Here is a 17,852-nt window from a genome sequence, read left to right as displayed (position 1 = left end):
TAAAAAAACCATGCCCGAGGGCATGGTTTTTTCTTAGTAACACTTAGGTTCAGGGACGGGCCATATCTGACTCGGCGCTGTTACCATGGCTCTTGCGTGGTGCGGCTTCGCCATTGGCCTGATACTCTCGGCCTTTGGGCACTTCAACGTGAGCACGTTGATCCACCTGTGGTTTGGTTGTATCTGAGCCAACCATAGTGCTGAAGCGACTGACTCTTGGTGCGGCGCTTGTCTGGGTTGTCGCAGGTGTTGCTGCCGGGCTTTCCTTGGCTTCATTGCTTGACTGGCGCGCAGGGCGGCTGATAGCAGCCGGCTTGGCCATAGGGGCAGAGGCGGCGACGCTTGCCGATACTGTTTCTGCCTTGGGCTTGGCTGCTGCGACTTCAGCAGTTTTTGCCTTGGGTGCTTCGTTCGCTTTCTCTGCCGCTTTTGATGGCGCAGCTTCGACTGGTGGAGCTTTTGCAACTTCAGCTTTTTCAGCTTGGGCTTCAGGCGCTGTCACTGGCTCGGCTTCTGCTGTTTGGGGTTCAGCTTTTACCTCGACTTCGGCGGCTTTTGCATCGGCAACGACTTCTACCTTGGCAGCGACCTCGGCTTGAGGCTTTGTCTCAACCTGAGCCTTGGCTGTTGCTTCAGCTTTGGCTTCAACCTGAGGAGCCGGCTTGGCAACAACTTGAGGTTCAGCTTGCGCTTGCTCTTGAGCTTTGTCGGCAGGCTTTGCTTGCTCAGCGGCGACTTCAACGGCAGCGGCTGGCGTTGATGCCTCGGCGACAACCTCTTCTTTAGCGTTATTTGCTACTTCAGTGGCTGCTTTTTCAGTGCTTGCCTTTTCAGTGCTTTCAGACTCTTCGCCTTCCTGTTCAGTACGGCGGCGACGCTGACCGGCTGCGCGCAAATGACGAGGGCTGCGGCGGCTACGGCGTTGGCCTTCACGTTTGGGCTTATCGTCTTCTTCAGTGTTCTCGATGGCTTCGGCATCACTTTGAACACCACTAGCTTGAACACTGGTTTCAGCGATTTGCTCAGCATTGGCAACAGGGCTGGCTTCGGCGCTTGCCTGAATGTCTTGTGACACCTCTGCGCCTTGGGCTTTAGTGGCAACCTGAGTTGACTCTTCACCCTTCAGCTCGGTAGCGGTTTCGCTCTTGGCTTCTGACTTGGCTTCAACTTCGGCTTGAACTTCCATTTCCTTGGACTCAGCCTGAGCTGCGGCAGGCTTACGACGGCTGCGACGCGGCTTGTCAGCTTGCTCGGCGTTATCCTTGGCATCGCTTTCTTTGGTGCGAGCTGGCTTGGCCTCGGTTTTTGCCTCGACCTTTACTTCAGATTTGGCGTGGGCGCTGGCTTTCACTTCGGCGCTGGTTGCCTCTGCTGTATTGTCAACGGCTTCCTGTGCATCGCTGGCCTCAATGCGCACCTTACGACGCAGGTTGCGACGTTGGCGACGCTCACGGGCGGCTTCCTGTTTTGGTTCCTGCTCGCTTTCGTCACGGGCCTTGCTGCGGCTCTTGCGTTCATCAACAGCTTCAGACTTGGGAGCCTTGTCGTTACGGTCACCACGGGTTGGCTTGCCGGTATCGTTTGCCTGACGCTTGTTGCCTTGCTCGTCTTTATCACGGGCAGGGCGCTCATTGGCGGACGATTTACGGTTGCGGCTGCGTGAATCGCGGTTACCGTCTTTGTCATCACCACTCTTGCGACGTCTGTCGTTGCGGTCATTGCGACGGTTACGGCGGTTGTTCTGGCCGCTGCCTTCCTGATTGTCTTTAGTGCTCTTTTCCTGCTTCTTGTCGGCTTGTGGCTCGGAAGAGGAGAAGATGGCACCCAGGGCGGCGAAGAAACGGGAAATTATTCCGGGCTTGGCCGCTTCAGTCGTTGCGGCTTTGGCCGCCGGTTTGGCTGTCTGCGGTGCTTCGGCAGTTTCCTGCTTTAGAGGTGTAGCAAAACCACTCAAGGCTGGCTTGGGTGCAGCAGCACGTTCCAGTTTACGTGGTTCATACAGTTTGTTTTCCGGCTCTTCCACACGCTGGTAGCTGACTTCAGAGATCTGGTCGTCCTTGCGATGACGCACCACGCGGTAGTTCGGGGTCATCATGTGTGGATCCGGGATCACATAGACTTCAACATCATGGCGCTGCTCAGTGATGCGTATGGCCTTGCGCTTTTCGTTAAGCAGGTAAGCCGCGACATCCACGGGCACTATGGCCTCAATCTGAGAGGTGTTTTCCTTGATGGCTTCTTCTTCCATCAGGCGCAGAATCGACAGTGCCAGCGACTCGGTACCACGAATGGTGCCCTGGCCGTTACAGCGTGGGCAGATGTGGGCGGCGGACTCTTCCAGAGACGGACGCAGACGCTGACGGGACATTTCCATCAAACCGAAGCGGGAAATACGGCCCAATTGCACACGGGCACGGTCATGGTGAACTGCGTCACGCAGACGGTTTTCCACTTCGCGTTGGTGTCTGACCGGAGTCATATCGATGAAGTCGATAACCACCAGGCCGCCCAAGTCTCGCAGACGCAACTGACGGGCAATCTCGTCGGCGGCTTCCAGGTTGGTGTTCAGTGCGGTTTCTTCGATATCGCCGCCCTTGGTGGCTCTGGCGGAGTTGATATCTATAGAGGTCAGTGCTTCGGTGGGATCGATAACGATAGAGCCGCCGGAAGGCAGTCTAACTTCGCGTTGGAATGCAGATTCTATCTGTGACTCAATCTGATAGTGGGTAAAGAGCGGCACTTCAGATGAGTAGGGTTTGACTCTGTCGACAAAATCAGGACGTACCAGGGAGATATGCTGCTTGGCATCGGCATAAATTTGTGGGTGGTCGATTAGAATTTCGCCTACATCACGGCGCAGGTAATCACGGATGGCGCGAACGATAACATTGCTTTCCTGATGAATCAGGAAAGGAGCAGGGCGACTCTCGGCCGCTTCCTGAATCGCTGTCCAATGGTGCAGCAATACCTTCAAGTCCCACTGCAGATCGGCAGCAGCCTTGCCAACACCTGCGGTGCGGACAATCAGCCCCATGCCGTTGGGCACTTCCAGGTTTTCCATGGCCTCTTTCAGCTCAGTGCGCTCATCACCTTCAATCCGACGGGAGATACCACCGGCGCGAGGGTTGTTGGGCATGAGTACCAGGTAAGAGCCGGCCAGACTGATAAAGGTGGTCAGGGCGGCGCCTTTGTTACCACGTTCTTCTTTATCTATCTGAACTATGACTTCCTGGCCTTCACTGACCACTTCTTTAATGCTGGGACGACCCTGGAAGGAGTAACCTTTGGGGAAGTACTCGCGGGCGATCTCTTTCAGTGGCAGAAAGCCATGGCGTTCTGCACCATAGTCAACAAAAGCCGCTTCCAGAGAGGGTTCTACGCGGGAGATTTTACCTTTATAAATATTGGCTTTCTTCTGCTCATGGCCTGGGCTTTCGATATCCAGATCATAGAGCTGTTGCCCATCAACCAGGGCAACGCGCAACTCCTCGGATTGAGTCGCATTGATTAACATCCGTTTCATGATGACGTCATTCTTCTTAATAAGAGGTCATCAAACGTACTGGTCGCTGCATTACGGGCCTGGTCTCATTCGGGCGACGCCTCTCGGCGTTCCTCCAGGCAGGGAGGTGCGCATTGCTGTTAGACGCATTCGCTGCGTGTCGCATCCTATTTATGGCTTATTTTTCAATGATTACAAAAACAAGGAATTCGTTGTAAAACATCAACCAACCCCATAAATTCTTCAATAATAATCCGGTAATGCCGAAGTCGAGCCGTGTCGTTTGATGACGAGTTAACATTAACTTTCGAAAACAGCATAGTGGCGGCTTGAAAGTGGTCTGAATTTCGTAATTCCATCCAGGTTTAACCGTAAAAACAATTTTTTCAGTAGTGTTCTTTTATGTACGGTTTGCAAATCAACTATTTGCGACCTCGGAGGTCAGACATCGCTCAAGCGCTTTCCACTGTTCGAACCGTTCATAGATTGAGCAATGGCTCATCAATACGCAGGGTTCGCCGCTGAAATATAGCTGAATTCAAAAAAATCGGCAATCAAAAGCCTCAACATGTTGTACAATAGCGCGCCCCGAACCGCAACATAAGTGTTATGAATACCGAGACGCCATCACCCAATCAGCAAGTTCGCCTGGTGACCATTGACGAAGACAATGTTGGCCAGCGCATTGACAATTTTCTGCTCAGCAAGCTCAAAGGCGTGCCCAAGAGCATGATCTATCGCATAGTGCGCAAGGGCGAAGTCAGGGTCAACAAGAAACGGATAAAGCCTGAATACAAGTTGGCCGAAGGGGACCAGGTACGCATTCCGCCGGTTCGGGTCAGTGAAGAAAACTACCGCACGGCGCCTTCCGCCAACCTGGAGCGGGTATCGCGCCTAGAAGACAGAATTCTTTTTGAAGACAAGCATATTCTGGTACTGAACAAACCGGCCGGCATCGCCGTACACGGTGGCAGTGGTGTGGATTACGGCGTGATTGAAGCGCTGAGATCCCTGCGACCGCAACAAAAGTTTCTCGAGTTGGTGCACCGTCTGGATAAAGACACCTCCGGAGTGCTTTTGGTTGCCAAGAAGCGCAGCGCGCTAAAGCACTTGCATGACCAGCTCAGGCACAAGCAGATGCAAAAAGATTATCAGGCGCTGGTTCGCGGTGAGTGGCAAAAGCATGACAAGGTGGTTAAGGCGCCATTGCTGAAGCTGACGCTCAAATCGGGTGAACGCATTGTGCGGGTAAATACCGAAGGCAAGGCCTCGGAAACCCGCTTCAAAATTTTGCAGCGTTATGACGGTGCCACACTGGTGCAGGCCAGCCCGGTTACCGGTCGTACTCATCAGATCCGGGTACACTGCCAGTATGCCGGTCATCCTATTGCCTGTGACGAAAAGTACAGTGAGCAAAAGTTTGATGACAGTATGCGGGCACTCGGGTTGAATCGCTTGTTTCTGCATGCGGCGCAACTTAAGTTCATTCACCCTGACACAGAGACTGAAATGACAGTGCAGGCTCCTTTGGATCCTGAGTTACTTGAGTTGTTGGATAAACTCACTCGGGTATAGCAAAGAATAAGGAAACAGGCCATGAAGGCATACGAGCTGCTGATATTCGATTGGGACGGCACCCTGATGGACTCAATAGGCAAGATTGTCCGCTGTATGGAAAATACGGCAAGGGTAATGGCCTTGCCTATACCCTCGGAGCAGGCAGTACGTGACATTATTGGCCTATCTATGACAGAGGCCTTGCAATGCCTCTATCCAGCGGGAAGCGTTGGCGAATATCAGGCGCTCAGAGAGGAATATAAGCAGCAGTTCCTGCAGCTTGATACCACGCCTAGCCCACTTTTCAGTGAAACTCCGGCACTGCTGTCACAGCTGCGCAGTGAGAAGTATCTGCTGGCGGTGGCGACAGGTAAGGCAAGGGCAGGTCTTGAACGTGTACTGCGGGAAACTGGGCTTGGAGATTTTTTTCATGCCAGTCGCAGCGCCGATGAGGCGAGAAGTAAACCACACCCGGACATGCTGCAACAGCTATTGGCTGAATTAAAGATAGCGCCTGAGAGAGCCTTGATGGTGGGTGATTCGGTACACGATCTCAATATGGCTGCCAGCGCCGGTATGGATGCCATAGGGGTCAGTTATGGCGCCCATAGTCGCGAACGCTTACATGAAGCAGCGCCCAAAGCTATTATCGACACGCCATTGGGGCTTTTACATCACCTATGATGCTTACGGGAATACAGTCCCTAGTGCACAGTGAAAAGGCCTGCAGATGCAGGCCTTTTACTTTCTGTATTCTGCTAAGGAAGGTGCGAATAAGTCCTCGTGGCACTCTGGCTTGCACAACAATTGGCGTTCAAGGCATCTGACTGAAGGCATGCCGGGGCCTGTCGAAGTCGGATAACGCAGAAAGCCGGTTGCTGTGAAAGCCCCGAAGGGCGTGGCTTACAAGCCTGCCTGCTGTGTTGTGCTTCTTGCAAAGGACTAGGGCCATTTGCTGCGAACCACGCCTTGCATCCAGGCCAGTAAGCCGACGCAGAGCACACATGGGACTTGTTCGCACCTTCCCTAAATAAAGTGAAGTGCAAGTTCAGGAATTGGCGGTTTTCAACTCCTGGCCCAATTTGGTACTCAGGTTATTCGTGTTTGGGGGCTCTGCGCTCAAGTTCTCTTTGCTCAGGTTCTTTGTGCTCAAGTCCTTTGCACCAAGGCTCCCGCTATTAAGATCCAATGGCTCAGTGCCTAGGCTGGACAAGGCCAGCGCCGACAGACGGGTGATGTCGTGGGACGAGACTATGACGCCGCAAATTTCGCCGGCATCATTGATGCAGGGTGAGTGTCGTACACTCATCAGTAATGGCGCGGCCAGATGCGGTGGATGCAACCACTGATTGGCTTCCAGCGTTTCGCCGTTAAAGGCCCGCTCAAGTAGCGGCCGGATCTTCTTCTCAAACACGCTTACACCGTGCAGTTCAGTAATATGCTTACCTATGATCTCCTCTTTAACGCGGTTGAAAAGCTGCTCATACCCTTTGGATACCATACGGTAACAGTAGTCGGTACCGATAAATGCCAACAGATGATCTGTGGTGGCTATCATCTGCTTGTGCATGGAGAGCTCGCGACTGACCAACATTCTGTGATATTCGAGACCGATACGCTGGGCCAAGATCCGGAAAAACTCTTTTGACTTGGCGCTTTCGGCCTGGGGGAGAGTGTCGAGTACAAAAATATGGCCGACCGGTTTGCCATCACTGCCGAGGATCAACTCGGCCTGATAACTCTGGGCGCCTATCTCGCGGATCATGGCAAAATGGGGAAATCGTTTCTGCAGATCACGGGCGTGGAGTATGTGAGTGCTGGTTTCCTGTTGTTGATAGAGGGACTCACAGGGAGAGCCGGCCAATTCAAACTCAAAAGCAGGCAGAGACTGTTTGTTGTCACAAAAGGCGATGATTTCGCCTTGGGAATTGTTTTTGAGTCGGCCAAAGCCGGCCCAGCGACATTGGGTCACCAAGGCGAGTGCGCGCAGTGCCCGTTGAAAAAAGCGTTTATCTGTGCAGGGAGCAGCCAGTAGAGCCAAGGCTTCTTCGGTATCTGTCATCTTTTCACTCTACAAGGGATCATCAAAAGAGATATGTTGATTAATTGTTATTAGTGTAGAGCGAAAGCCGCGCTGACGCACTTCAATTTACCTTGTTGTGATAAGATTCAGACCCATCCGACACCCGTATCATCTTGCATCACAGTGCCACATGTGCCTTGGCAAGTCTGTAGGAGGGAATAGGTACAGGTAAGAGGCAGCGCCTGAGCCTTCATCTTACTGGCGCCGCAGCATCTCCCAATATTTTTATACCCTGACGGGAGAGCATTTCGATGAGCAGGATTAAGGGTAAACCTATTAGTGTGTTGGGATCCCGTCCTTCAAGGGCCCGAAACAGGGCGATGCCCAAGCCTTCACACTTAAAGCTGCCGGCACACCAGAGCGGTTGCTCGCGGCGAACATAGTCGGTGATTTCATCTCGGCTCAGGTTTCTGAAATGCACAGTGAAAGGTTCGACTTCCACCTGAGTTTGGCCGCTGCGGCTGTCAAAGAGCGCCAGCCCGGTATAAAAGGTGATGCTTTTCCCCGAGGCGGCCTGTAATTGTTTGCAGGCTTTCTCTTCAGTCAGTGGCTTGCCGACGATTTGACCATCAATCACAGCGACCTGATCAGAACCTATCACCAGAGCATTGCTTAGCTGCTTTGCCCCGGCCTGCGCTTTGGCTGCCGCCAGACGCTTGACCAAATCAAAGGCGGTTTCTTCAGGCAGGGGCGTTTCATCCACTTCGGGAGCTACACACTCAAACGCCAAATCCAATTTTGCCAATAGTGCCTTTCGGTAACTGGAGGTTGAGGCTAAAATCAACTGAGGTTCTGTGGGTGATACCGCAGCCTGGGTGCTGTCATCTTGGTGGGTCATATCTTGGGTTCCAAAGCGATGTGGGAGCCGGATATTGTCGCCAAATTTGCCAAGGCCTGGCAAGAGTGGCTTTGGGATGAGATGACTGGCTTTATTTTGCGCGGCAACGGCTTGTGAAGAGCCCTGTGCTTGGGTAGAATTCTGCGTCCGTCAATTTCGAACCCGTTGGAACAGGCCTATGATGGCTGAGGGCGCACAGGTTTTGTTTCCTTTGCGAGCCTCATCATCATTTTTCCTTTGACTCCGGCGGTTTCAAACTATAATATGCGCGCCTTATGCAAACAGTAAAGATACCGGTTTCAATTGATCCCATTCGTGCTGCGACCAGCCGCCTTAGCTATCAAGGTGTTGTTCCTGGTACGCAACTGAAGCGATTGAATGAATTATGTGCCGGCGACTGTTCCGATGTGACAGTGTCAATTGAGTGTGGTGTGGATTTACAGGGGATAGTCTACCTGAAAGGGAAGGCTGTGACGGAGCTCACTCTGCTATGTCAACGCTGCATGACACTATTTACCACAGAGGTTACGGTCGAGTTTAGTTTCAGTCCTTGCCGAAATGAAGCTGAAATCGATGAGCTCCCGGATGCGTATGACCCTATTGAGTGTAATGAAATTGGCGAAGTTCGTCTGCATCAATTGATTGAAGATGAATTGATACTGGCTATGCCCTTGATACCTACCCATGACGTAGATGAATGTCATACAGGTTCCAAGGATGTGGCTATAGGCGAGATTGAAGCCGCTCAAGAGGAGCGTCCAAATCCGTTTGCAGTGTTAGAAAAACTGAAGAGCAAGTAATCCAGGAGACAGATCAATGGCTGTACAACAGAATAAAAAATCTCGTTCAAAGCGCGGTATGCGCCGTTCACACGATGCACTGAGCACTGCTCAGCTGTCTGTAGACGCTACCAGCGGTGAACTGCATCGTCGTCACAATGTGACTGCTGACGGTTTCTACCGTGGCAAAAAGGTAATCAACAAGTAAGTTGTTGATTGTCTTATGACGAGTCTGACGCTTGCGTTAGATGCGATGGGTGGCGACCATGGCCCCCACGTGACTGTGCCTGCAGCCCTGCAGGCACTTAAATTATATCCAGATCTCAGGTTTATTCTGGTTGGTGACCAAGACCAGATACAGCCATATCTCGCCCAATCCGGGCAAGACATTACAGATAGAATAGAACTCAGGCATACCACTGAAGTGGTCAGTATGTCCGACAGGCCAGTGCATGCTTTGCGTTGCCGGCGTGACAGCTCAATGCGTCAGGCGCTGGATGCTGTGCATAGAGGCGAGGCCCAGGCGTGTGTCAGTGCGGGAAATACCGGCGCGCTGATGGCGATGGCCAAGGTGGTACTAAAGACGCTGCCTGGCATAGACAGACCCGCTTTGGTCAGTTGTCTTCCCACCATCAATCATAAGCCAGTCTATCTGCTGGATCTCGGGGCTAATGTTTCCTGTGATTCAGATACTCTGTTCCAGTTTTCCGTCATGGGTTCAGTACTCTGCGAAGCAGTGACCAAACAACCCAGACCCAAGGTTGCGCTGCTCAATGTCGGTAGCGAAGAGATCAAAGGCAACGATCAGGTGCAGCAGGCTGCCCAGTTGTTGCAACATACTCCTCAAATCAATTATCAAGGTTTTATCGAAGGGGATGAGATTTACCGAGGCAAAGTCGATGTGATTGTCTGCGACGGTTTTGTCGGTAATATTACCCTGAAAACTTCAGAAGGCATTGCCAGACTGTTGATCCATCAGCTTAAGGAAGGGCTGACCCGAGGCTTTTTTGTACGCATGTTGGCCAAATTATTGGCTCCCAGTATTCAAAGCGTGCTCAAACAGATGAACCCCGACCACTATAACGGAGCAAGTCTGATAGGATTGCGCGGAATAGTCGTCAAGAGCCATGGGAATGCGGATGAAACTGCCTATTTACAAGCGATTAGCTTGGCAGTCACTGAAGCAAGACGTCGACTCCCTGAGATGATCAAGCAGCGTCTCGAGTCGATACTTTTAGATATAAACAGCTGATTTCTCCTTATGCATACAAAAATTCTTGGAACTGGCAGTTATCTGCCGGCGCAGGTGCGTAGCAATCAGGATCTGGAAAAAATGGTGGAAACCAGTGACCAGTGGATTGTTGAGCGCACGGGTATTTCTGAGCGTCGGATCGCTGATGCCAGTGAAACGGTTGCCACTATGGGTTATCAGGCGGCGCTGAAGGCCATTGAAATGGCAGGCATCGAAGCCGGTGAACTCGATATGATTATCTGCGGCACCACAAGTGCGGCAAACGCCTTTCCGGCAGCTGCTTGTGAAGTGCAGGCCATGTTGGGGGTTCATACCATCCCGGCATTTGATGTCGCTGCGGCTTGTTCCGGCTTTGTCTATGCGCTGTCGGTTGCCGATCAGTTCGTGAAAACCGGTGCGGCCAAGAAAGTGCTGGTAATAGGCGCCGATGTGCTTTCCAGATTCTGTGAGCCGGAAGACAGGACCACCATTATTCTCTTTGGTGATGGTGCCGGTGCCGCCGTGGTGGGCGCCAGTGAAGAGCCGGGGATCATCTCTACCCATATCTACGCCGATGGCCGTCAGGGCGATCTGCTCAAATGTGCCTTTCCACCCAGAGCCGGAGAAACCTCCGAAGCCGTGGGCTTTATGACCATGAAGGGCAACGATGTCTTCAAGGTCGCCGTGACTCAGTTGTCCCATGTGGTGACAGAAACCCTGAGATTGAATAACGTCGACAAGTCAGAAATCGATTGGCTGGTGCCACATCAGGCCAATTTCCGCATTATTAATGCTACAGCCAAGAAATTGGACATGAGTCTTGATAAAGTGGTGCTGACGCTGGCCAAACATGGCAATACTTCAGCTGCCTCAGTGCCGATTGCATTGGACGAAGCGGTGCGCGATGGCCGCATCAAGCGCGGGCAACTCTTGCTGCTTGAAGCCTTCGGAGCCGGTTTTGCCTGGGGTAGCGCCTTGGTTCGCTTCTGATATTCAGTGCCTGCTTTCTTCGCGTAAGTGAGCGGGACGTCTCAATGCATACAAGTTGATCTGCCGGGCAGATCAGTGGACTCGGGCAGCGGCATCAGCTTTGCTGCCTGCAATCATAGGTAAATGAATATGGAAAACTTCGCTTTCGTGTTCCCGGGACAAGGTTCTCAGGCTGTTGGCATGCTTGCCGATCTTGCCGAAGGCTATCCGGTCGTGACCGAGACTTTTCGTGAAGCCAGTGAAGTACTGGGTTACGACTTGTGGCAACTGGTACAGCAGGGACCGGCCGAAACTCTTAACGAGACTGATAAGACCCAGCCAGCCTTGCTGAGCGCCAGTGTCGCCCTGTATCGCGCCTGGCAAGCGGCCGGCAAAGCCGCGCCCAGCGTGATGGCAGGCCACAGTTTGGGTGAATACTCGGCGCTGGTGTGTGCCGGGGTACTCAAGTTTACCGATGCAGTTAAGTTGGTTGAACTGCGTGGTCAATTGATGCAGCAAGCGGTTCCTGCCGGAACCGGCGCCATGTTTGCCATCATAGGCCTGGATAACGACGCCATTGCCAAGGCCTGTGAAGACAGCGCCGAAGGCGCTGTGGTTAGCCCGGTTAACTACAATAGCCCAGGCCAGGTGGTGATTGCCGGTGAAAAAGCCGCGGTTGAGCGCGCCGCCGCAGCTTGTAAGGCAGCAGGCGCCAAAATGGCGGTTGCCTTGCCTGTGAGCGTGCCTTCCCATTGCGCTTTGATGAAGCCTGCCGCCGATAAACTGGCCAGTGCACTGGGTAACATCGAATTTAGCCAGCCGCAAATTCCCGTGATTAACAATGCGGATGTCGCCCAGCCACAAGCTGCCGCTGATATCCGTGATGCCTTGGTACGTCAGCTATACAGCCCGGTGCGCTGGACTGAAACCGTTGAAGCCATGGCGGCCATGGGGGTCACTGAGCTCTATGAAGTGGGTCCGGGTAAAGTCTTGACCGGGCTTTGCAAGCGCATTAATAAATCCCTTACTGCCAAGGCAGTCAACGATGCCGCTTCTCTGGCTGCATTGATCGAATAAGGAGCTTTTCATGAGCGTAACATTAGACTTAAGCGGCAAGATTGCCCTGGTTACCGGCGCCAGTCGTGGCATTGGCAAGTCGATTGCCACTACTCTGGCCGAGGCCGGTGCCACAGTATTCGGTACCGCAACCAGTGAGCGTGGCGCTGAAGCCATCTCGGCTTATCTGGGCGATAAGGGCCATGGTTTGGTGCTGAATGTCACAGATCCACAATCTGTTGAAAATTTATTTGCCTCGATCAAAGAAAAAGCCGGTGATGTTGATATTCTGGTAAACAATGCTGGCATCACCCGTGACAATTTATTGATGCTGATGAAAGAGGATGAGTGGCAGGATATCCTGGACACCAACCTGACATCTCTTTTCAGGTTATCCAAGCCAGTGATGCGCTCAATGATGAAGAAACGTCATGGTCGTATCATCAATATCGGCTCTGTGGTAGGTACCATGGGCAATGCGGGCCAAGTGAACTACTCTGCGGCCAAAGCGGGTTTGATCGGATTTACAAAATCTCTCGCCAGAGAGGTTGCATCTCGTCAAATTACAGTTAATGCTATTGCTCCTGGTTTTATCCAGACAGATATGACGGATGAGCTGACAGAAGATCAGCAACAGGCCATCATGTCCCAGGTTCCAATGAGACGCTTGGGTCAGGCACAGGAAATTGCCAACGCCGTGCTCTTTTTGGCCTCGGATGCCGCCGCTTACATCACAGGGGAAACCTTGCATGTAAATGGCGGGATGTATATGGTTTAAGGGCGAATGGCAGGGATACTGTCGCAATTGGGTGGTGATCTGCAGCAATTGAGGGCCTAAAATCGTGGTTAGACCACGAATTCTAGGCTTGCAATGTTGGTCAAATCTAATAAACTACTCGCAATCTTACGCAAGTGCGTAATTTGAATAGGAAAGAAAACTAATGAGCAACATCGAAGAACGTGTAAAGAAAATCATCGTAGAGCAACTGGGCGTTAAAGAAGAAGACGTTAAGCCAGCAGCTTCTTTCGTAGACGATCTGGGTGCAGATTCTCTGGACACTGTTGAGTTGGTTATGGCTCTGGAAGAAGAGTTTGATACCGAGATCCCTGATGAGGAAGCTGAGAAAATCACTACCGTTCAGGCAGCGATCGATTACGTTTCCAAGAATCAGTAATCCAGAATTCCAGAAAACAGGCGGCATAATTGCCGCCTGTTTTTGTTTTCGCCCCGTCAGTTTCTGGTTGTACCAGTATCAGCCGATGCATTATCGTGTCTTGTGACCATTCGGCTGCTGGCCGGCGGCAATGGTAGGCTGCAACAGCCTGGCCTATCATGGTAACTCACCCGTTAATCTAAGGTGGACACAGTGACTAAACGTCGAGTCGTTATCACTGGCCTGGGTCTGGTGACCCCGGTCGGCAACACAGTGGACAGCACCTGGCAAGCCTTGCTGGCAGGTCAGAGCGGTATCGCGCCTATCACCAAGTTTGATGCCAGCGAATTCAGCACCCGTTTTTCAGGCTCAGTCAAAGATTTTGACGTAGAGCAGTACCTGTCCCGTAAAGACGCCCGCAAGATGGACCTCTTTATTCAGTACGGTATGGCTGCCGGCATTCAGGCCATGCGTGATTCCGGATTGGAGATGGATAAAGAAGATCCGACCCGAGTCGGAACCGCTATCGGCGCTGGTATGGGCGGCATGTGGTTGATTGAGCAAAACCACAGCGCCTTGATGGCCGGTGGCCCACGTAAAATTTCCCCTTTCTTTGTGCCCAGCACCATCATCAATATGATTGCCGGTCATCTGTCCATCATGTACGGCATGACCGGCCCTAACTTTGCGGTGACAACTGCCTGTACCACCGGGGTTCACAACATAGGTTTCGCAGCCCGTACCATAGCTTATGGCGATGCCGATGTGATGGTTGCCGGTGGCGCAGAAGATGTGACTTGTCCTCTGGGCGTGGGTGGCTTTGCCGCGGCCAAGGCCTTGTCTACCCGTAATGATGACCCTCAGGCGGCCAGCCGCCCATGGGATAAAGACAGAGACGGTTTTGTTATCGGCGACGGCGCCGGGGTACTGGTGCTGGAAGAGTATGAGCGCGCCAAGGCTCGCGGTGCCAAGATTTATGCCGAGCTGGTTGGTTTCGGTATGAGCGGCGATGCCTTCCATATGACCTCGCCGCCAGCCGATGGCGCCGGCGCTGCGGCAGCCATGAAAAATGCGCTGAGAGATGCAAGCCTGGCTCCCGAAAGCATAGATTATATTAACGCTCACGGTACTTCTACGCCGGCAGGCGATAAGGCCGAAGCGGCGGCAGTGAAGTCCATCTTTGGCGATCATGCCTATAAGCTGATGGTGAGCTCCACCAAGTCGATGACGGGTCATTTGCTCGGGGCTGCCGGTGCAGTGGAAACCATTTTCTCTGTGTTGGCCCTTAAAGATCAGGTAGTTCCGCCTACCATCAACCTGGACAATCCGGACGAAGGTTGCGATCTGGACTTTGTTGCCCATACCGCACGTCAGACCAAAGTAGAGCATGTGCTATGTAACTCTTTCGGGTTCGGTGGCACCAATGGCTCTTTGTTGCTGAAGCGAGTTTAAGATTCAACCTCTTGAAAAAGCGCCAGATGGCGCTTTTTTTATCTTTAAAATCAGTTAGTCATATTCTCAAGCTAAACCCAGAATTAACCTTTGTTCATCTCTATTGGCATTCCCTGAATATAGCGCCAGAATCCCGCCAAATGATTCTGGAGTTTTCACTATGCTCAATCCTGCAATGTTTCCTGTTATGGCCGTAGTCGGAGCGATTGCTGCCAATTTAACCGAGTTGGTGCGGGGCGAAAACAGCCGCTGGCAACCGGCGATGGAAATTGGTGTTCGCACTTTTAGTTTGGCCATAGCTGCCTATACAGTGCTCTGGTTTGCCTTGTTGACAGCAGCGGTTTATGCCGGCGGCGATGCCGATGTGATAGCCGGGGTAGAGGTGCTTGGCATCTTCCTGCTGGCGATGGGCATTTACTCACTGTTTCATCTGTCCCGTTTTGTCAGCAGCAAATTGCAGCTTTGGATTTATCGGCTGGCCTTACCTCTGGTGATTGGCGGAAGTTTCCTGGTATGTAAGTTTGGGTGATTGCGAAATTTTCGCGTACACTCTCAGCCAGGTGCGGTCAGCAGATCGCCAAGCCTGATGAGAGGATCCCATGGCAGGAACAGAGAGACAGATAACCCTGAGGTTTTTGGCCGAGCCCGCTGACGTCAACTTTGGCGGCAAGGTACACGGCGGCGCAGTAATGAAGTGGATTGACTTGGCGGCCTATGCTTGTGCGGCCGGTTGGAGCGGTAAATACTGCATCACGGTTTACGCCGGTGGGATCAGATTTGTCAAACCTATTCATGTGGGCAATATAGTGGAGGTGAGCGCCAAGGTGATCTATACCGGCAGCACCTCCATGCACATAGGTTTGGACGTAAAGGCCGGCGATCCCAAGGATTCTGAGCGCCATCTGACCACTCACTGTATTGTCATCATGGTGGCGGTAGACGATGAAGGTAAACCTACGCCTGTACCTGAATGGCAGCCGACATCGGCAAGAGACATAGAGCTCAGGGATTCGGCAATCAAGTTGATGGAGATGCGCAAGAAAATCGGCGCGGAAATGGAAGCGCACGTTCATCCTTAAGTGTTGATTTCAAGAGCCACATTCGTGGCTCTTTTCTGTATGCGGGATGCTGAGTTTGCCCGTATCAACTTCTCCTTTGTGCTGCCCCATGGCAAAATGCGGCTTAAACATCGGCTCGAATTGTCACTCTCGGCTTTGGTTTAAACTAAGAATTTTGCTTTAAACCAAAACCTTGGCTTTACGCCAAAGGTTTTGAAGCATGGCCGGCAATCGGGCCAGCCTGTTCCCGCATTTAAAACAATCAAGGAAATATCATGGCGAATGTCGCATTTCTCGGTCTAGGTGTTATGGGGTATCCCATGGCTGGGCATCTGCAAAAACAGGGGCACCAGGTCACTGTTTACAACCGTACTTTCTCCAAGGCTGAAGCCTGGGCGGCAGAGTTTGGTGGGCGCTGCTGCGCGACTCCGGCCCAAGCCGCCGAGGGGCAGGATATTGTCTTTGCCTGTGTCGGCAATGATGATGACTTACGCCAGGTCGTACTGGGTGAAGAGGGCGCAGTGCATGGTATGGCTCCGGGAAGTATCTTTGTCGATCACACTACTGCCTCATGCGATGTGGCGCGGGAGTTGGCCGCTTTGCTGGCCGAGAAGGGCATCGCTTTTATGGACGCGCCGGTTTCCGGTGGTCAGGCTGGGGCCGAGAATGGGGTATTGACCATTATGGCCGGTGGCTCTGAGGCGGCATTTGCGCGGGTAAAACCTGTGATGGCTGCCTATGCCCGCTGCGCCGAACTATTGGGAGATGTTGGCGCCGGGCAGTTGACCAAGATGGTCAATCAAATCTGCATTGCCGGTGTGGTACAAGGTTTGGCCGAAGCCATGCATTTTGCCAAGAGCGCCGGGCTCGATGGCGAGAAGGTAGTTGAGGTGATCAGCAAAGGCGCGGCCCAGAGCTGGCAAATGGAAAATCGTCACAAGACCATGCTGAAGGGTGAGTATGATTTTGGATTTGCGGTGGACTGGATGCGCAAAGACTTAGGCATAGCCCTCAATGAAGCCAGACGCAATGGCTCGCATTTGCCGCTGACCGCCATGGTTGATCAATTTTACGGTGAAGTACAGGCCATGGGCGGTAACCGCTGGGATACTTCCAGTCTGATGGCTCGCCAGGAGAAGTGCCGTAGCAAGTAAGGCAGGCGATTGGAGATAACAAAAGGACAGCTTCTGCTGTCCTTTTTGGGTTTTGAGTCTGCTATCAGTTGGGCTCGGGGCTGACCACTATATGTTCCAGCTCTACAGGCGCTACTGCGTGCAGGGCGTCCATGCTGGCTCCCACCAGAGAGATTTTGCCATCGGCCGATTCCAGCAGCAGTGCCCGTTTGATTTCACTGAAGCTGCGGTTATGGCGCAGCAGGGTCGACAGTGCCATCTGCATTGGCATCATGGATGGGTTAAATGCGGCGTTTTCGGCGTAACGGCCACAGAAGGTGGCGCCATCAGCCGTTTCCAGTACTACCGCACAATGGCTCTTGCTGTACGGGGCATAGCTGAGGCTGGCGTGATCCAGCGCCTCAATCACCATGGGATCGGAGCTTTCAAGCACCAGGTTTACCTGTTGTTTACTCAGCAAAGGCGTGGTGACATTGAGATCTTTGGGGCCAAAGGCGTAGGGCAGGTAATGACTCAAAGGCGCTGTAGGCTGCTTGGGCAGGTGAATACGGATCTCTTGCCCGGCCACTAACTCATTCATAAACTGACGGCAGTGGCCGCAGGGACTCTCGTTGACTATGATATCGACTACCTGGCTTTCACCGCTCAGCCAGGCATGACTGATGGCGCTTTGCTCGGCGTGAACCGAGTGGCACAAGGCTTCACCCGGCAGTTCGATATTGGCGCCCATATAGATATCACCGCTCTTGCCTTTGGCGATGGCGCCGACATAGAACTCACTGATTGGCGGATTGGCCAGTGCCGCGGCAATAGGCAAGAGTGCCAGCAGTAATTCATCATCACCAAGGCCGCTGACCTTGGCCAACTCACTCAACTGCTGTGCATCCAGATGACCGGCGAACTCATCGTTGAGCAGTGGCACCAATTGCTCGGCAAGTGTCTTGGGCAACTGGTTCAGGCTGTTTACAAATCTGTCTTGCATTGGCCATTCCTTGTTAAATGTTAAGCTAATGGTTATCCAGTTTAGTCAGGAAGTTACA

The 17,852-nt window shown here is 52.6% G+C and carries 17 protein-coding genes; 13 read left to right on the top strand and 4 right to left on the bottom strand.

Features of this window, described 5'->3' with window-relative positions; translation table 11 throughout:
• Positions 1–49: 49 nt before the first annotated feature.
• Positions 50–3,523 carry a ribonuclease E gene (gene rne, locus ACMHXI_RS09720; RefSeq protein ID WP_413734784.1) on the bottom strand — a complete coding sequence of 1,158 codons (3,474 nt, stop codon included), beginning with the start codon at positions 3,521–3,523 and terminating at the stop codon, positions 50–52.
• 588 nt (positions 3,524–4,111) lie between these two features.
• Here rne and rluC point away from each other — a divergent pair.
• Both rluC and ACMHXI_RS09710 read left to right on the top strand, forming a co-directional pair.
• Positions 4,112–5,077 carry a 23S rRNA pseudouridine(955/2504/2580) synthase RluC gene (rluC, locus tag ACMHXI_RS09715; protein WP_342188606.1) on the top strand — a complete coding sequence of 322 codons (966 nt, stop codon included), beginning with the start codon at positions 4,112–4,114 and terminating at the stop codon, positions 5,075–5,077.
• Between the two features lie 21 nt (positions 5,078–5,098).
• Entirely contained in the window at positions 5,099–5,743 is a 645-nt protein-coding gene (locus tag ACMHXI_RS09710; protein WP_109247874.1) for an HAD-IA family hydrolase, read from the top strand.
• Positions 5,744–6,107: 364 nt separating this feature from the next.
• On the opposite strand, the gene ACMHXI_RS09705 is transcribed toward ACMHXI_RS09710, so the two are convergent.
• Positions 6,108–7,121, bottom strand: a complete 1,014-nt coding sequence (locus tag ACMHXI_RS09705; protein ID WP_413734781.1) for a PAS domain-containing protein — start codon at positions 7,119–7,121, stop codon at positions 6,108–6,110.
• 211 nt (positions 7,122–7,332) lie between these two features.
• Positions 7,333–7,980: a Maf family protein gene (locus ACMHXI_RS09700; protein ID WP_208125906.1), complete on the bottom strand. Its 648-nt coding sequence runs from the start codon at positions 7,978–7,980 to the stop codon at positions 7,333–7,335.
• Between the two features lie 275 nt (positions 7,981–8,255).
• Between ACMHXI_RS09700 and yceD the strand changes: the two genes are divergently transcribed.
• The 11 genes from yceD (at position 8,256) to ACMHXI_RS09645 (ending at position 16,833) form a co-directional block, all read left to right on the top strand.
• Positions 8,256–8,780: a 23S rRNA accumulation protein YceD gene (gene yceD / locus ACMHXI_RS09695; RefSeq protein ID WP_025009545.1), complete on the top strand. Its 525-nt coding sequence runs from the start codon at positions 8,256–8,258 to the stop codon at positions 8,778–8,780.
• 16 nt (positions 8,781–8,796) lie between these two features.
• Positions 8,797–8,967 carry a 50S ribosomal protein L32 gene (rpmF, locus tag ACMHXI_RS09690; protein ID WP_025009546.1) on the top strand — a complete coding sequence of 57 codons (171 nt, stop codon included), beginning with the start codon at positions 8,797–8,799 and terminating at the stop codon, positions 8,965–8,967.
• A 15-nt stretch (positions 8,968–8,982) separates the two neighbouring features.
• Positions 8,983–10,011 carry a phosphate acyltransferase PlsX gene (gene plsX, locus ACMHXI_RS09685; RefSeq protein WP_025009547.1) on the top strand — a complete coding sequence of 343 codons (1,029 nt, stop codon included), beginning with the start codon at positions 8,983–8,985 and terminating at the stop codon, positions 10,009–10,011.
• A gap of 9 nt (positions 10,012–10,020) precedes the next feature.
• A complete protein-coding gene (locus ACMHXI_RS09680; protein ID WP_413734778.1) occupies positions 10,021–10,980 on the top strand; it encodes a beta-ketoacyl-ACP synthase III in 960 nt (319 codons plus the stop codon).
• A 129-nt stretch (positions 10,981–11,109) separates the two neighbouring features.
• A complete protein-coding gene (gene fabD, locus ACMHXI_RS09675; RefSeq protein ID WP_054743982.1) occupies positions 11,110–12,036 on the top strand; it encodes an ACP S-malonyltransferase in 927 nt (308 codons plus the stop codon).
• A 10-nt stretch (positions 12,037–12,046) separates the two neighbouring features.
• A complete protein-coding gene (gene fabG, locus ACMHXI_RS09670; RefSeq protein ID WP_025009550.1) occupies positions 12,047–12,793 on the top strand; it encodes a 3-oxoacyl-ACP reductase FabG in 747 nt (248 codons plus the stop codon).
• A 163-nt stretch (positions 12,794–12,956) separates the two neighbouring features.
• Positions 12,957–13,190: an acyl carrier protein gene (gene acpP, locus ACMHXI_RS09665; protein ID WP_006081231.1), complete on the top strand. Its 234-nt coding sequence runs from the start codon at positions 12,957–12,959 to the stop codon at positions 13,188–13,190.
• A 192-nt stretch (positions 13,191–13,382) separates the two neighbouring features.
• Complete coding sequence (fabF, locus tag ACMHXI_RS09660; protein ID WP_028779317.1) at positions 13,383–14,621, top strand: beta-ketoacyl-ACP synthase II; 1,239 nt, start codon at positions 13,383–13,385, stop codon at positions 14,619–14,621.
• A gap of 160 nt (positions 14,622–14,781) precedes the next feature.
• Positions 14,782–15,150, top strand: a complete 369-nt coding sequence (locus ACMHXI_RS09655; RefSeq protein ID WP_144130835.1) for a hypothetical protein — start codon at positions 14,782–14,784, stop codon at positions 15,148–15,150.
• Between the two features lie 70 nt (positions 15,151–15,220).
• On the top strand, positions 15,221–15,700 hold the full coding sequence (locus tag ACMHXI_RS09650; protein ID WP_025009552.1) for an acyl-CoA thioesterase: 480 nt from the start codon (positions 15,221–15,223) through the stop codon (positions 15,698–15,700).
• Between the two features lie 254 nt (positions 15,701–15,954).
• Positions 15,955–16,833, top strand: a complete 879-nt coding sequence (locus ACMHXI_RS09645) for an NAD(P)-dependent oxidoreductase (protein ID WP_144130839.1) — start codon at positions 15,955–15,957, stop codon at positions 16,831–16,833.
• A gap of 64 nt (positions 16,834–16,897) precedes the next feature.
• On the opposite strand, the gene cdd is transcribed toward ACMHXI_RS09645, so the two are convergent.
• On the bottom strand, positions 16,898–17,794 hold the full coding sequence (gene cdd, locus ACMHXI_RS09640) for a cytidine deaminase (RefSeq protein ID WP_107111100.1): 897 nt from the start codon (positions 17,792–17,794) through the stop codon (positions 16,898–16,900).
• Between the last annotated feature and the right edge of the window lie 58 nt (positions 17,795–17,852).

The sequence above is a fragment of the Shewanella sp. BJSY2023SW005 genome (assembly GCF_047314585.1).
GTDB lineage: Bacteria > Pseudomonadota > Gammaproteobacteria > Enterobacterales > Shewanellaceae > Shewanella > Shewanella algae.
The sequence above is the reverse complement of the archived record's forward strand: the minus strand, read 5'-3'. Positions and strand labels throughout refer to the sequence as shown.

What these genes read in the sequence shown, in the direction of transcription:
- rne (WP_413734784.1), bottom strand. Translation starts at nt 3,523, where the DNA reads ATGAAACGGATGTTAATCAATGCGACTCAATCCGAGGAGTTGCGCGTT.
- fabG (WP_025009550.1), top strand. Translation starts at nt 12,047, where the DNA reads ATGAGCGTAACATTAGACTTAAGCGGCAAGATTGCCCTGGTTACCGGC.
- rpmF (WP_025009546.1), top strand. Translation starts at nt 8,797, where the DNA reads ATGGCTGTACAACAGAATAAAAAATCTCGTTCAAAGCGCGGTATGCGC.
- acpP (WP_006081231.1), top strand. Translation starts at nt 12,957, where the DNA reads ATGAGCAACATCGAAGAACGTGTAAAGAAAATCATCGTAGAGCAACTG.
- ACMHXI_RS09680 (WP_413734778.1), top strand. Translation starts at nt 10,021, where the DNA reads ATGCATACAAAAATTCTTGGAACTGGCAGTTATCTGCCGGCGCAGGTG.
- cdd (WP_107111100.1), bottom strand. Translation starts at nt 17,794, where the DNA reads ATGCAAGACAGATTTGTAAACAGCCTGAACCAGTTGCCCAAGACACTT.
- ACMHXI_RS09655 (WP_144130835.1), top strand. Translation starts at nt 14,782, where the DNA reads ATGCTCAATCCTGCAATGTTTCCTGTTATGGCCGTAGTCGGAGCGATT.
- ACMHXI_RS09650 (WP_025009552.1), top strand. Translation starts at nt 15,221, where the DNA reads ATGGCAGGAACAGAGAGACAGATAACCCTGAGGTTTTTGGCCGAGCCC.
- plsX (WP_025009547.1), top strand. Translation starts at nt 8,983, where the DNA reads ATGACGAGTCTGACGCTTGCGTTAGATGCGATGGGTGGCGACCATGGC.
- fabD (WP_054743982.1), top strand. Translation starts at nt 11,110, where the DNA reads ATGGAAAACTTCGCTTTCGTGTTCCCGGGACAAGGTTCTCAGGCTGTT.
- ACMHXI_RS09710 (WP_109247874.1), top strand. Translation starts at nt 5,099, where the DNA reads ATGAAGGCATACGAGCTGCTGATATTCGATTGGGACGGCACCCTGATG.
- ACMHXI_RS09705 (WP_413734781.1), bottom strand. Translation starts at nt 7,121, where the DNA reads ATGACAGATACCGAAGAAGCCTTGGCTCTACTGGCTGCTCCCTGCACA.
- ACMHXI_RS09700 (WP_208125906.1), bottom strand. Translation starts at nt 7,980, where the DNA reads ATGACCCACCAAGATGACAGCACCCAGGCTGCGGTATCACCCACAGAA.
- yceD (WP_025009545.1), top strand. Translation starts at nt 8,256, where the DNA reads ATGCAAACAGTAAAGATACCGGTTTCAATTGATCCCATTCGTGCTGCG.
- ACMHXI_RS09645 (WP_144130839.1), top strand. Translation starts at nt 15,955, where the DNA reads ATGGCGAATGTCGCATTTCTCGGTCTAGGTGTTATGGGGTATCCCATG.
- rluC (WP_342188606.1), top strand. Translation starts at nt 4,112, where the DNA reads ATGAATACCGAGACGCCATCACCCAATCAGCAAGTTCGCCTGGTGACC.